The 14,649-nt window shown below is 56.1% G+C and carries 12 protein-coding genes; 3 read left to right on the forward strand and 9 right to left on the reverse strand.

What is annotated here, in order from left to right:
* Positions 1-35: 35 nt before the first annotated feature.
* From BBG20_RS00180 to BBG20_RS00205, 5 genes are all read right to left on the reverse strand, one after another.
* A complete protein-coding gene (locus BBG20_RS00180) occupies positions 36-770 on the reverse strand; it encodes a transporter substrate-binding domain-containing protein (RefSeq protein WP_027614498.1) in 735 nt (244 codons plus the stop codon).
* Positions 767-1,477 (reverse strand): TerC family protein, encoded by a 711-nt coding sequence (locus BBG20_RS00185; RefSeq protein ID WP_027614497.1) that lies wholly within the window; start codon positions 1,475-1,477, stop codon positions 767-769. The genes BBG20_RS00180 and BBG20_RS00185 overlap by 4 nt, the downstream gene beginning before the upstream one ends.
* A gap of 31 nt (positions 1,478-1,508) precedes the next feature.
* Entirely contained in the window at positions 1,509-2,735 is a 1,227-nt protein-coding gene (locus BBG20_RS31465; RefSeq protein WP_226939986.1) for a lactonase family protein, read from the reverse strand.
* A gap of 79 nt (positions 2,736-2,814) precedes the next feature.
* Entirely contained in the window at positions 2,815-3,963 is a 1,149-nt protein-coding gene (gene prpF / locus BBG20_RS00200) for a 2-methylaconitate cis-trans isomerase PrpF (RefSeq protein WP_027614494.1), read from the reverse strand.
* A gap of 31 nt (positions 3,964-3,994) precedes the next feature.
* Positions 3,995-6,601, reverse strand: a complete 2,607-nt coding sequence (locus tag BBG20_RS00205; RefSeq protein ID WP_027614493.1) for an aconitate hydratase — start codon at positions 6,599-6,601, stop codon at positions 3,995-3,997.
* A gap of 348 nt (positions 6,602-6,949) precedes the next feature.
* Here BBG20_RS00205 and BBG20_RS00210 point away from each other — a divergent pair, with 348 nt between their 5' ends.
* The 3 genes from BBG20_RS00210 (at position 6,950) to BBG20_RS00220 (ending at position 11,021) form a co-directional block, all read left to right on the forward strand.
* Complete coding sequence (locus tag BBG20_RS00210) at positions 6,950-8,266, forward strand: CitMHS family transporter (RefSeq protein WP_026019990.1); 1,317 nt, start codon at positions 6,950-6,952, stop codon at positions 8,264-8,266.
* Between the two features lie 111 nt (positions 8,267-8,377).
* Entirely contained in the window at positions 8,378-9,265 is an 888-nt protein-coding gene (locus tag BBG20_RS00215) for a GntR family transcriptional regulator (RefSeq protein WP_027614492.1), read from the forward strand.
* A gap of 688 nt (positions 9,266-9,953) precedes the next feature.
* Positions 9,954-11,021: a beta family protein gene (locus tag BBG20_RS00220; protein WP_027614491.1), complete on the forward strand. Its 1,068-nt coding sequence runs from the start codon at positions 9,954-9,956 to the stop codon at positions 11,019-11,021.
* Here BBG20_RS00220 and BBG20_RS00225 read toward each other — a convergent pair.
* The 4 genes from BBG20_RS00225 to BBG20_RS00240 all read right to left on the reverse strand — a co-directional run bounded on the left by BBG20_RS00225 (position 11,013) and on the right by BBG20_RS00240 (position 14,547).
* Positions 11,013-11,567, reverse strand: coding sequence for a sce7726 family protein (locus BBG20_RS00225; RefSeq protein WP_027614490.1), 555 nt, complete (start codon positions 11,565-11,567; stop codon positions 11,013-11,015). The genes BBG20_RS00220 and BBG20_RS00225 overlap by 9 nt on opposite strands.
* 194 nt (positions 11,568-11,761) lie before the next feature.
* A complete protein-coding gene (locus tag BBG20_RS00230; protein WP_027614489.1) occupies positions 11,762-12,622 on the reverse strand; it encodes an SMP-30/gluconolactonase/LRE family protein in 861 nt (286 codons plus the stop codon).
* Between the two features lie 39 nt (positions 12,623-12,661).
* Positions 12,662-13,135 (reverse strand): DMT family transporter, encoded by a 474-nt coding sequence (locus BBG20_RS00235; protein WP_027614488.1) that lies wholly within the window; start codon positions 13,133-13,135, stop codon positions 12,662-12,664.
* 11 nt (positions 13,136-13,146) lie between these two features.
* Positions 13,147-14,547: an amidohydrolase family protein gene (locus BBG20_RS00240; protein WP_027614487.1), complete on the reverse strand. Its 1,401-nt coding sequence runs from the start codon at positions 14,545-14,547 to the stop codon at positions 13,147-13,149.
* Positions 14,548-14,649: the final 102 nt, after the last annotated feature.

The raw sequence follows: 14,649 nt of genomic DNA on the forward strand, positions 1-14,649 counted from the left end.
TCAGCCAGTGCAGATCTGGTTTTTTTCATGAGGATTCAAGCGGGCATGGCGACATGGGCGTCGAACTCGCCACTGTCACCAAGAGCCTTAGCTACGAATCCACTTCGCAATTGGCGGTTAACGAAGCCCTGGACATACTCCGCCGCAATATCGCGGCCTTTAGGCACTGCCAGTGCCTGACGGATTTCTGTGAAGTTATCCATTAACACCCTCACGCCAGTAGTCGACTTGGCGAAACGCTCCAATGGTTGGCGAACACCAGCGGCTGCATCCAGGCCCAACTCCAGGAAGGTGTGGACAGCTTCAGACGAGGTTTCCGCTCGGACGAGGTTAGCATTCTTGAGTGTGCGGGACAGGAACAAGTCGTAGGCGGCACCCTTTCCTACGGCGATACGGTTTCCGCCTGTATCCAGAGCAGAGGCTCGATGGAATTTGCTATCGGTCTTCACAAGATAGGTTCCGTCGATACAAACGTAGGGGTTCGAGAACGCGATTTTCTCGGCCCGAACTGGCTCGATTGCCAGAAATGCAAGATCCCAAGCCTGTTCTTCTAAAGCAGCGAACACCTTGCCGGCAGCATCGTACGTCGCCATCGAAATTTGGATGCCAAGCTCATCGGCAAGGGCCTTTGCCAACGCAACTGACACTCCGGAAAGAACTCCAGTTTGCTCATCTCGCTTCGCCAAGACAGGATTGCCAAGGTTAATGGCCACCCGCAGTGTCCCGTGAGGAGCCAAATCCCTACACACGTTGGCAAGTTCAAATTTCACGATCGCTCGCTCCTTTCCGCTTCTGACTGGCTAGCGCCTGCCCCTTTCCAATGGATAATCATTTTTCCGATAATCAAAATCATGAGCGCACCTAATGCTCCAGCGGCGTAATGAGACCATGTCGGCACTGCCGGCACGCTAATGTCGGTGATCGCCATCCTACCCGCGATCCAGCCCAGCAGTGCCGCTCCCAGCGTGATGACTATCGGGTACCGATCCATGAAGTGCAGCACCAACTTGCTGCCCCAAATGATGATGGGAATGCTGATGACGATGCCGAAGATCACGAGTTCCAGTTGGCCGTTGGATGCTCCCGCCACAGCAACGACGTTATCCAGGCTCATCACCGCGTCGGCGACGATGATCGTTTTGATTGCCCCCAGAAGCTTGGGGCTCGCAGCCAAGTTGTCGTGAGCGTCCTCGCCTTCGGGAACGATCAGTTTGATCCCGATCCACAGAAGGAGCACGGCGCCAACTAGCTTTAGGTACGGCAGCTCCAGCAATTGCAGAGCGAAGAAGATCATGGCGATCCGGAGAAGGATCGCCCCCAACGCGCCACCAATGATGGCGCGATTGCGCTGAGCTTCTGGGAGCTTGCGGCAAGCCAGCGCGATGACCACCGCGTTGTCGCCACCCAGCAAAATATCGATGGCGATGATTTGCATCACCGCCAGCCAGAACCCTGGCGAGTTTATGAGTTCGATCAAAATGAGCTCTCCAAGCCAGGGGGCCGGTTAATCAGACAGTTTTGAAGATCATGCAGACCGGGCTGCCGGTCTTGATCACCTGACCGTTCGAGGTAAGCACCCCGGAAGCCTGATCAACATCAAAGCCGACAATGGTGTCTGTCTCTTCGTTGGCGACAAACAGACGCGTGCCATCCGGCGTCAGGTTCATGAAGCGAGGCTTACGTCCTTGAGACGAAGTGTGAGCCTTGGCAGCAAATGCCCCACTCTCTTCCAGCGCGAAAGTCGTCACACTGTCATGGCCCCGGTTCGACACGTAGAGGTATTTTCCAGACGGCGCCATCACGATGGCCGCGGCACGGCTATTGCCTGTGAAGTTCGACGGCAGAGTGGAGACAATTTCCTGAGGCTTTAGCGAGCCTTGCTCAGGATCGTAGGCGTACCCGGTGACGCTGCTGTCGAGTTCGTTTACGACGTAAGCGCTCTTCCCTACCGGCGTAAATACCACGTGGCGCGGGCCCGAGCCTTCGCGTGCTTTGACCATGCTGACCTGGGTGGCGCCATATTTCGCGTTGTTCTGCTGCACCCGGTAGACGAAGACGCCATCCAATCCTTTGTCGGGAATGACCAAGAATCGTCCGGACGGATCGAAAGGAATCATGTGTGGATGAGAGCTGCTTTGCTCCACTTTATGCGGCCCAGGCTCGCCAGGCAGCGACTCCAGATGAGCCAGCGCGCCGAGGCTACCATCATCCTGAATCGGGAAGATCGCAAAACCGCCAGTGGCATAGTTCGCAACAGCCAGGAACTTACCGGAAGGATCGACGCTGAGATGAACGGGGTTCTTGCCTTGGGTGCCAACTGTATTGAGCTTGGTCAGCTCACCGCTCTTCGCATCAATAGCGAACGAGCTCACCTCGCTGAGATCACCATGTACGCAGTAAAGATGAGTCTGCGAGTGGTCGAAGGTCAGAAACGATGGATTCACAAGATCATTGAGCGCCTGAACCAACGTGCACGCACCCGTTTCAGGCGCATAACGGTATACAGTAATGCCTACGCCACGGGCATTGCGCTCTTTGGTTGTGCGTGATCCAACATAAGCAAACCGAGGGGTATGCGACCGTTTGTTATTGGTCATCTTGCTTTTATCACTGGTAGCAGCAGCGTGTGCCGGGAGGGTGAAGCCACCAGCCAATACACCGCCTGCCGCGAGCGCAGAAAGCTGAATGAATTGGCGGCGGAGCATCGAGTGACGCGGGAATTCGGATGAACTCATGGTGTGGTTCTCTGTTGTTTTTATTATTGATCAGGGTTGTGCTCATGCCGGACGGAAGCCGACATGAGCACGGGCTGGATCAGAGGACTTCAGGAATCCGTACCCAGCCCTCCATCAGCCGGCGAGCACTGCGGCTCATCACAGCCTTGTCCACACTCCAGGCACCGTCCTCCAGCACAGTTTTTGCGCCTACTGCCACACTGCCAGCGGTATGCCCCATACGAACTTGACGATCCCCGATGTCACCCACGATACGATTCACCAGCGTGCCGTCGAGAGCTGCCGCGACGGCGACAGCGACTGCACCCGTACCCGTAATCGCATGGTGAAGTTTGCCCATCGACAAGATCCGGGCGATCACATCGATATCACCAGGCTCAACGAGCTTGCCGCCTGCCGCCTGATAGGCCTGAGGCTTGGCCACGAAGCACAGCTTCGGCGTGTGCGGACGCAGACGAGTTGCCTCTTCGGCGGTGGCGGCCAGTCCCATGGCAACGGTGCAGTGGGCACGGATGGTTTCGCAGCGTGCCAGCAGCTCAGCATCCCCATTGACCTGATCCTGAGTTTCGGTGCCCTTCAGGCCCACTCGGTCAGCTTCAACGAAGATGGTAGGGTTACCAGCGTTCAACAACGTGACGGGCATATTGCCAATGCCTGGAATATTTAGTTCGTCGATGGCGTTACCCGTCGGCAGGATGCTGCCCCCCGAGCCGCCTGGTTTAAGAAACTCCAGCACGACTTCAGCAGCGGGGAACGCCACACCGTCGAGCACGAAATCACCTTCTTCCAGAACCTCGCCGTTGCGCATAGGCACATGCGCGATGATGCGTTTCTGGATATTGGCCTGCCATATACGGACGACGGCGATGCCATCGCGAGGCGCATCTACCAGACCTTCAGAGATGGCGTATGGGCCGACAGCCGAGCTCAGGTTGCCGCAGTTGCCCGACCAGTCGATCACTGGCGTCTCGATGGCCGGAGCCCCGAACAGGTAATCCACGTCACAATCTTCGCGACTAGATTTACCGATGATCACCACCTTGCTGGTACTGGAGGTCGCACCACCCACCCCGTCGATCTGCTTGCCGTACACATCCGGGCTACCGATCACGCGGAGCAGGATGGCATCTCGCTCTTGGCCTGCAGGCGGCAGATCCTTGTCGAGAAAGAACACACCCTTGCTGGAGCCGCCACGCATGTAAACGGCTGGAATACGTCTTTGAGTCATTTGATATCTCCTGCGACAAATCAGCGGCACATCAGTTAGCGGATGCGTTCTTCATGCTTTCGATCAGCAACTGCGGCAACAGACCACCATTGCGGAAGTAACGAACGTCCTCGAAGGTATCCAGACGACTCACCACAGTGACGCGCTCGGTTTCGCCGTTTTCGCGCTCGATCACCAGAGTGACCTTGGCGCCTGGCTGGAAGTCATCGGTGATGCCTTCCACGCTGAACGTTTCGCGGCCATTCAGACCCAGGCTTTGGCGCGAGACACCCTGCTCGAACTGCAGCGGAAGAATGCCGAGACCCGCCAGGTTGGTACGGTGGATACGCTCGAAGCTCTCAGCTACTACCACGCGCACACCCAACAGGCGTGGGCCTTTAGCCGCCCAGTCACGAGACGAACCACTGCCATATTCTTTGCCGGCGACAACGATCAGGGACTGCTTGCGATCTGCGTAGATCTCGGCAGCCTGAAAGATCGTGGTGACCTCTTTCTCAGGCAGCAGCAGCGTCCATGGGCCTTCACGACCATCTTCGAGCAACTCGTTCTTGAGGCGCGGGCTGGCGAAGGTGGCGCGCTGCGCAGCCTCGTGGTTGCCGCGACGTGTGCCATAGGAGTTGAAGTCAGGCACCGCGATGCCGTGCGATTGCAGGTATTGGCCCGCATCGCTTTCCGGCAGGATCGCACCCGATGGAGAAATGTGGTCGGTGGTGATGTTGTCCGACAGCATGGCGAGGACGCGCATGTTGCTCAAGTCTTTGCTGATGTCAGTGGCCGTCACCGCATCGCTCCAGTAGGGAGGTTTGCGAATGTAGGTGCTGTTCGCTTGCCATGCGTATTGGTCGCTGACACCGGCGCGCAGGTCGCTGGCAATCAGTCCGGCTTCGCGCGGGACGTCTTCGTACGCCTTGTCGAACAGGTCGGCGGTGAGGTTTTCAGTCTCGATTGAGGTGAGTTCCTCGTCGCTTGGCCACAGCTCGTGCAGGTAAACAGGCACACCGTTGTCATCCACGCCCAGCGCGTCTTTTTCCGGATCGATCAGATAGGTACCGGCGATGGCGTAAGCAACGATCAGCGGCGGCGACATGATGAAAACTTCGCGAGCCAGCGGATGAACACGGCCTTCGAAGTTACGGTTGCCCGAGGTCGCAGCCACGGTTTCCAGCTTGCGGGTGCGGATCTCCTCTTCGATCTCAGGGCTCAGCAATGGCCCCGACATACCGTTACAAGTGGTACAGCCGTAACCGACCAGGTTGAAGCCCAGTGCATCCAGATCATTGTTCAGACCCGAACGCTCCAGGTAACCAGCAACCACCATCGAACCTGGCGCAAACGAAGTTTTTACCCATGGAGCGCGCTTCAGACCACGCTTGCGGGCGTTGCGTGCTACCAGACCAGCGGCGATCACACCACGGGGGTTGGAGGTGTTGGTGCAACTGGTGATTGCAGCCAATACGACCGAACCATTGTCCAGGCCAGTTGGTAGATTGGTTGCCGGTGCCTTCTGACCCAGCACGATACGCTGGTGAGGCTGTTTCGGGCCGGCGATGGAACGCTCCACGGTGCCGAGATCCAGGGTTACAACGCGGTTGTATTCAACCGCGCCGAGGCTGTCATGCCACAGGCCTTGAGCACGAGCATAGGCTTCAGTCAGCCCCGAGATCTGACCGCCACGACCGGTAATGCGCAGGTAATGCAGCGTGCGGTCGTCGATGGCAAACATGGCAGCGGTAGCGCCGAACTCAGGCGCCATGTTCGACAGGGTGCCTCGGTCAGCAAGAGACAACTGTGGAACACCTGGGCCGAAGAACTCCAGGAAGGAGCCGATCACGCCAGCCTTACGCAGCAGCTCGGTCAGAGCCAATGCGATGTCCGTTGCCAGGTAGCCTTGGGGCAAGGTGCCTTCCAGACGCACACCGACAATTTCAGGCAGACGAAGCATCAGGGATTTACCCAGCATAGCTGCCTCAGCCTCGATACCACCGACACCCCAACCCAGCACGCCGATGGCATTGATCATGGTGGTGTGGCTGTCGGTGCCGACCAGCGTATCCGGGAACGCCCACAGCTCACCATCACGGCGCTGAGTGCCAATTACGGTAGTCAAGCGTTCCAAGTTGATCTGATGAAGGATGCCTTTGCCCGAAGGGATGATCGACAAATTGCTGAACGCCTTGTTGCACCAGTCCAGAAACTGGAAACGTTCGGCGTTGCGCTCACGCTCAATGGCTTCGTTATCGGCGAGTGCACTGGCGTCACCCCAACGCTCTACGTTGAGCGAATGATCCACTACCAAGTGGGTCGGTGTAACAGGGTTAACCAGCCTCGGGTTGCCGCCTTGAGCAGCGACGGCATCGCGCAGACCCGCGAGGTCGACCAGCGCCGGCGTACCGAGCAGATCCTGCAGAACGACGCGAGCTGGACGGAAAGGAATGTCGAATTCTTTAGAGCGGGCGCAGATGACTTTGAGCGCGGCTTCAGGGTCAGCCTCTCCACGCAAAACGTTCTCGGCAAGGATTCGCAAGCTGTAGGGCAGCTTCGCGTAATCACCACCCAGGTCGGTCACGACCCCCCGGATGTCGCTGACACGGTACTCGATTCCGTTGGCGGAAACGATTTGACCCTTTGACTTAGGCATTGACTATTCCTCACAAACAACACGGGTAACGTTCTTGTGGGACGCATATTGCACTTTGTGATGATATAGGTCAATGTTGGGTCATCCGATTCATCTTGTTTGAGTGTCGGACGTACCCAACCAACGATTTCTACTGCGCATGCTCGCTCCTTCGACGTAGCGCCCAGTCAGGTACGGTAGAAAAAATAAAGATAAGAAAAATCGAGGCCCGCCATGATCAAGCTCTTTTGCCCCCGCTCCCCCACCACTCCCATTTGGATCGAGCCGGTCTCGACCTGAGACCTATTGCGCTATCCAGGCCATATGGCCGACCAGAGCCACATAGATCTGAAAAATGGGAGTTCGACCGTGCTAACAGTCCTTGGCTTTTCAATGGTTATCTGTTTCATGTACTTGATCATGACGAAGCGCCTTTCTGCGCTCATCGCGTTGATCTTGATACCTATCGTTTTCGCGCTGATCGGAGGCCATTACGTAGGCCTCGGTGCCATGATGCTCGACGGCGTCAAAACACTTGCTCCAACCGGCGTGATGCTGACCTTCTCGATTCTCTACTTCGGCATAATGATCGACGCTGGGCTGTTCGACGGGCTCGTCCGCTTCATCTTGAAAGTGGTGAAAGGCGACCCTCTCAAGGTCTCGGTAGGCACTGCGGTGCTGACGATGCTGGTGTCGCTGGATGGTGACAGCTCGACTACCTACATGATTGCCTGCGCTGCATTCCTGCCGCTGTATCAGCGACTGGGGATGAGCGTGCTGGGCATGACATGCCTGGTGAACATTGCCAGCGGGATCATGAATATCTCGCCGTGGGGTGGGCCAACTGCTCGCGCAGCAGCAGCGCTGCATGTGGATGCAATGGAGATTTTCCTGCCCATGATTCCTGGCATGCTGCTAGGTTGCGCCTGCCTCATCTTTACTGCCGTAGTCATTGGGCGCAAAGAGCGTGCGCGCATTGGCATTCTTGATATGGACGGTCTTCATCACGGCCCTGTGTCGCTGGGCAATGGATCAGCAGAGCAATGTGATGAAAATCGTCGTCCGAAAATGTTTTGGCCGAATTTGATCTTGACACTAGGCCTCATCACTTGCCTGATCATTGGCGCAATGCCTATCCAGATCCTGTTCATGGTCGGCTTCGCCATTGCCATCATGCTCAACTACCCGAACATTGAGCAGCAAAAAGCACGTATTGCCGCTCATGCGACGAATGTGTTGGCCGTTACAGCAGTCATTTTTGCTGCGGGCATTTTCACGGGGATCCTTTCCGGAACCGGCATGGTGGACTCAATGGCGAAAAGCTTGCTGCATGTAATCCCACCAAGCTTCGGCCCGTTCCTGGCTGTCTTCACCGCCCTCGTTAGCCTGCCGTTTACATTCTTCATGTCTAACGACGCGTTCTACTTTGGCATCCTTCCGGTGATCGCACAGACTGCAGCCCAATACGGGATAACTCCACTGGAAATCGCGCGGGCTTCGGTTGTGGGTCAACCCGTCCACCTACTCAGCCCGCTGGTGCCATCACTCTATCTGCTCGTTGCCTTGGCCAAAGTAGATCTCGGAGATCATCAACGCTTCGCGCTCAAATGGGCTATTTTGGCCAGCCTCGGCCTGTTGGTGGGCGGCCTTCTGTTTGGGGCATTTCCCTTCTATCAGGTTCGGTAAGCCCCGCTGGACGTCATAATTGAGGCGGAGGCCAAACGGTCTCTGCCACAGCGTAAAATGACGCGCTAGAATGGGCTTTCTTCGGTTCAGATCTCTGTGGTTTCCGACCTAATGCCTCTAAGCCCGCTGCAAGCACGCATCGCGCGTGACATCGTTTCCCACGTCCGACGTGAACGCTTCCCTGTTGGCCATCATCTGGTTGAATCACAGCTAGCGAACACACTGAATGTGTCGCGCACGCCTGTGAAGTTTGCCCTGGGCCATTTGGTTGAAAAGGGTATGCTGACCTACGACCGCAACAGGGGATTTTTCCTCGCGCGATCCAGTGACGACTTGAGCGACCTTGTCTCTGAAGTCATGGAGAAGAGCGACGATCCTCTGTACCTGACGCTTGCAGAACTTCGCCTCAGTCGGCAGCTTCCTGAACTGTTTACCGAGATCGAATTCATGCGGCAGTTCGATGTGTCCAGAGCAGCTCTGAGGGCCGTGCTGTCTCGGATGCAGCAAGAAGGGTGGGTTGAACAGCGTGCAGGCCAAGGGTGGCGTCTGCTTCCCATGATCGACTCTGTTGAGGCTTACGAAGAAAGCTACTCCTTCCGAGCGACCGTCGAACCTTCTGGCCTTTTGTCACCGACTTTTCAGATTGATCGCGAGACGTTGGCGGCATGTCGTAAGCAGCAGGAATTCATCGCGAACGGCGGCTACCTGACCATGACGCCTCAGGAGCTTTTTGAGGCCAATTCCCAGTTCCACGAGACATTGGCAGCGTGCTCGGGTAACCGTTTCCTGCAGCAGACTGTCCGCCGTCTCGACCAGTTACGACGCCTGGTGGAATACCGCCAGGCCAGCGCACGCACACCCCGTAAAGGCCAAGCGGAAGAGCACTTAGCGATTCTCGATTGCCTGGAACGTGGCGACCGCTTGGCTGCTGCTGACCAGATGCGGCGCCACCTTGAACAAGCTCGCCGACACAAAGTCGATCCTGCTTTGTTTGAATAAGATTTCCACTCCCTAGCCCCTAGAGCATTGACGCGATCAACCTGGTCGCATGCGCTCACTCCTGGCGCTTGGACGACGCTCTGCCAGCTAGCGGTATCGTCGTAGTCCCATAACGCGCTGATTGACTTATATTTCCATATAAAACATTCGAACTAAGACATCCGAGTGCGCGCTTTCGTGTCATTTTGCACCCAGCTCGATCACGCTGTTAGACGAGGTCGACCTCAAGTTTTGTAACCGTCCGGCAAACATATCTTCCTCGAACGACTGCTAAAGGCCATGGTTTCCACCTAATTTAAGTAGACACCATCTCTGGCCCAGAGAGCGGATTTCCCATGATCCATGGCGACCCGCAACATGTCGCTCATGTGACGGTACAGGCTGTTCGATGCAGCCAGGCCGGCATACAAAAGCCTCTCTCTGGTGCAAAGGCATGAGTAACCTACCGACTGATCGGACATAGACGCGCCCCACATCCCAAAATACGCATTAAGGCTTTTATTGAGTGGCCAAGTGCTATCCTGCCAATCTCCACCTGCCGTCTCACTGGGAGCATGACGTCGGCCAGTGAAACTGAGCAAAACCGATACGTTCCGCATGTCGACGCTCGCTGCTCACCAAGGCCTTTGACTCGCTATGACTTCAGATTACGGCAAAACCTGTTTTCACAGCATGCAAGGAGTGCAAGATGCAGTACGTGGCTTGTTTACGAGTTGGTCAGAATGACGTTAAGGCGCTGATAAATCTGGAAGACCACAGGCGGGAAGTAGTGGCTCCGCTGTTGGACATGCGAGGTGACGACGACAGACACCTTCAAACATTCCTAGCGAGTTGGACTGAGCATCCTTTTTTCCTGGACGTTTCAAGAATAGCTAAGGACGTTGGTGAAGAATTCATTACTACCAATGACCTGCACAATCCTCATGGCGCGTTTGAGAACAAACGTCGCTTCTTTTCCGATGTGGCAGCCATCAACCAGAATGTTATACCGGTGGTCTCCTGGGTTGATGACGATCCCCAACGAGCAGTCATCCAAAGTGCACTTGCTCTCCAGGGCGATTTCCCCCATATAGCCATAAGGGTTACCTGCCCGGAAAACCCCACCTCGACTTCGTGGAGCAGATTGCTATCAATCCTGGATGCTCTTGAACGCCCGGACACCGCGACGGTGATTTTAGACTTCGGTGCCACCGCTCCGGCCAACACCGCCTCAGGGTCAGATTTCAACGTATCCCTGAGACAACTGAACAGCTATCAGATACGAAATCTGATCCTCATGAGCACTTCCTTCCCTATCGATAAGCCGGCTTCAAACACTTCACGTTCCTCCGCCTGTTACGACGTTGCGTGGCAAGCAAGGGTCGATACCAGTGGCATAGAGTTGGATATCGTCTACGGGGATTACGCCGCCACCAATCCGACCGCCTCGATGGAATACATACGAGGCATGCCTGTGCTTCCTTTTGCCTGCTATTACACGCCAACAGAATGGTGGCAACGACGCAAAGGTTCGGACAAGGAGTTTGTACGGTACGTTGAAATCGCCCAAGAAATCAGAGGCCTGCCGGGTTACCACGGTGATGACTTTTGCTGGGCTACTCGTGAGTACAGCAGAATTGTCGCCACATCTACAGGTTACGGGAACAATGGCACATGGAATGGGTACAGGATCAATCAGCATATCTGCGCCATGATCGAGTCCATCGTAGATACGGATAACAGTTTCGATGACTTTGATGCCGACGACTTACTCTAGCGAGCGATAGCGTTGTTTCAAGCTTGCTAGTACATGCGATCTGATCACGTTCATGGGGAGGGCGTCGCATAGCTGGCGACGCACCTCTTTTATGAGGTTGCGACTTTTCGTTGGCACCCCATACTGGGCCGCGAGTGCGTCCAACTCGCTACGCCACAAGAATCCCGTAAGGTGAAATTTATCCTGGAGCTTGTTGGGCTTCGCCCTTCGAATCATCGCCATGCCCGAATAGTCATCGACTACGAGCACTCCAACATGCGGTAGACAGGACTCAAGAGCCTTCACCAAGTGCTTCGAATGGCAGCATAGCCAGACTTCGTCAAAGCATGCCATATAGGCCTGCTGCTGGCCTTCCCAGCGAGCCAAGGTATCAGCATGCGATTTGATTTCGAACGCGGTTAGCTTTCCATTGGCGTGAACGAGATCGGCGCGTCTGGCCTTATCAATGAAGCACAGCTCCTCGATGAAAACGTCACTCTCTTCATGGGACATCGCTTTCGCGACCCACTGCTTGAGGATTGGGCGGATTTCGGTTGGATTCAGCATGCGCGGATTATAGACAGACAGTTGAGGCTTCTCACGCTAAAAAAGCATCCGGTCGTCTAAGGCCACAGAGCCCGCATCTGTATGATAGCCATCTTGCACGAAGTGGGGATGCGCCCGGTAGAAGCTTGGTGGGTTCATTCCGATGCGGCTAGAAATTGGCATTTAGAGCGACGCCCGAGGCTAGAACCCAGTACTCAGCTCAGTAGCCCTGAAAATCGCTCTTCAGAAAGTCCCGCAGCGACAACGGCTTCGGCTTTTATCAGCGCACCATCGGAACATGTCGGCTTGTCCAGGCCTATCAGCGCGCTGGTGCTGTACAGCGTGGTATAAGCGGCGCCCGCTAACACTGGGCAAGTGGTCTGAATACACGGGGAGTCGATTACGCGATCGACTTTTCCATCCGGCGCATAACGCACCACCCTGCTGCCGCCCCATTCGGCATTCCAGAGAAACCCCTGCGCATCAATGCAAGAGCCATCTGGAGCGCCTTGACCGTCAACCGTCGTGAACACACGCTGGTTTTCCAGTGAGGGGTAATCGCAGCAGAAAATACGTCCCTGCAGGGAGTCCGCGTAATACAGAGTGAAGCCGTCCGGGCTGAAACAGATGCTATTCGGGATCGCCACTGCGGGAATGTCCAACGTTTCTGTTTCGAGCGTCGACGCATTGAGGCGGTGAAATCTGCCGATGGTTTGCACCTGCTCACTGGCGTCCATCGTGCTGAACACAAAGTTGCCCATACGGTCGCAGCGGCCATCATTGATTCGGGTTCCGGGTACACCAGGCGTGACTGCAATTCTGCTGAAACGGCCTGTGCTCAGCTGATAGTAGCCCAGGCAGGATGCCAGTCCCATTAGCAATACGTCTTCGTCTGCCGTGAGGGCAAATGAGCCTAGCGACTCGGGCAGCGGCCAGCACTGCACTTCACCGCTTACGAGATCTATAGCACGTAACTCGCAGCTTGGAATGTCCGTCCAGAACAGGCGTTCGGTTCTTTCACACCAGACAGGGCACTCGCCAAGCATGCTGGTGGTGTCGGTTAGAGTTTTAAACATGGTTGCTTCCTACGAAACAGAATGGGGTAAACAAGGTAGTCAGTTGGAGAAAAGCGCTGACCAACGGTCACCGAACAACGCGATAGCCAAACCTGCGAGCATCACCACCGTCCCGACCAACTTGATGGAAGACACCGGCCTCTCCAATGCCCCCATCAATCCGAAGTGATCGATCGCCAGTGACGAAATGATCTGCCCAGCGATAGCGAGGCCAAGCAGTGCTGACAGACCGATTTTCGGTGCCAGCACTACATAACTGAGCAACGCGCTGGCACCCAGCAAACCACCCAACAGGCTCCACCAAGGCTGTGCAGGTATGGCCGCCAGTGAGGCTGCTATCCCCCCGCGCATCAATGAAAAAATGCCCAGGCATACCGCGCCAGCAGTAAAAGAGAACAGCGCCGCCGCTACGGAGTCTCCACCCACACCTTTAGCGAGTTGGCCATTCAGTGTGGTCTGCAGGGTGATGCCAAGCCCCGCGCAGATGGCCAGCAGGTAGTAGGCTGCATTCATCTCACACCTCCTTACTTGGCTGACTCAAGCGGCAGGAATTTCTCGGCAAAGATATCCGGCTGATAGCCTGCAGCAGCAAACAGATGCTCACGGGACTCGTTGATCGCCGCACGCAGCCTTTCGCTATCCACACCTAAAACCTTGCCACCGCGCTTGACGATACGCCCGCCAATCATGACGGTGTCGACATTGCTGCGCTCTGCCGCATGTACCACGGTACCGAAGGCATTGCCTGACGGATAAAGGTTGATGTCCCGCGCGTTTATCAGGATCAGGTCAGCCTGCTTGCCGGGACTCAGGCTGCCGATTTTGTCCTGTAAACCGGCACAGACCGCGCCGTCGACGGTGGCGGATTTGAGCAAACCATGGGCGGGCAGGGTCACCACCGGATGATGGTCTTCACCGCAGCAGCGCTGGTGGTGCATGCCCATGACGCGCTGCAGGTAGAACGCCACCCGCATCTCCATGAACATGTCACCGCTGTAGGAGGTTTCGTTATCGACACTCAGGCCTGGACTGATACCGTGACGTTGGGCCGACTGCATGGCGAACATTCCATCTTCAATGCCGTAGTGGGCATCTGAACGCGGGCATACGTTGACCCGAACGCCAGCCTCGCGAAGGATTTTCCAGCCGGCGTCCGGCAGCGCGGTGCAGTGGTTGAAGATGTTGTCGGAACGCAGCAGCCCCTCGCGATGCAATCCTTCCAACTCAGCCGCCATGTCACCGCCAAAGAACTCGGTGATGATAGGCAGCCCTAGGCGTCGGGCCTCAGCCCACAGCTCAGGCTCCAACTGCGCCATCACCGCCAGAGAGAGCAGCGGGTTGTCGCCTTTCTTGATGTATTTTTCCTGCAGACGCTCCAGATTGCCCGGCCAGTGGGCTTTGTCCCACTCACCCGCAACCGGCGCCCCCGAGGCGTGTACGGCGCGTATGCCTGCATCGAGCAGCGCTTCGACAGCGGCATCGGAGTGCTCACCCGTGCGGCTGTTATGCGAGTTGTCCACCAAGGTCGTTATACCGGCATCGATGCAGCCCAATGCGCTCAGGAGGTTGCCGATATACATGTCCGCCGGGCGATAGTATTTGGCGAACGAGAAGTGGGTTGCGTTGCAGTAGTCCTCCAGGGTTGCGGCGTTCGGATTTATTCGCCGTAGTTGCCCCTCCCAGGAGTGACGGTGGGTATCGACCATGCCCGGCATAGCGATCATGCCGGATGCCTCAATCACGACAGAGTCGCCGGCTTCGAGATTTTCACCGATTGCCGTGATGGTGGTGCCTTCGATAAGAATATCGCCACGCGCCAGATTGCCGATGTCGCCATCCATGCTCAGTACAGTGGCGCCGCGGATAAGTGTGCGTGCGGCCGGAGCGACTGGGGCCTGCACAATGCTGCGGTTGTATTCAGCCATTTCAGTACACCTCTTCCAATTTCGTTGGAAGAAATGTACGCAAGGCGATACTGCGGGAAAAAGATGATTAAACTGTTTTTATTATTCAAGAATGACGAATAA

Source organism: Pseudomonas aylmerensis (assembly GCF_001702265.1).
GTDB classification, from domain to species: domain Bacteria; phylum Pseudomonadota; class Gammaproteobacteria; order Pseudomonadales; family Pseudomonadaceae; genus Aquipseudomonas; species Aquipseudomonas aylmerensis.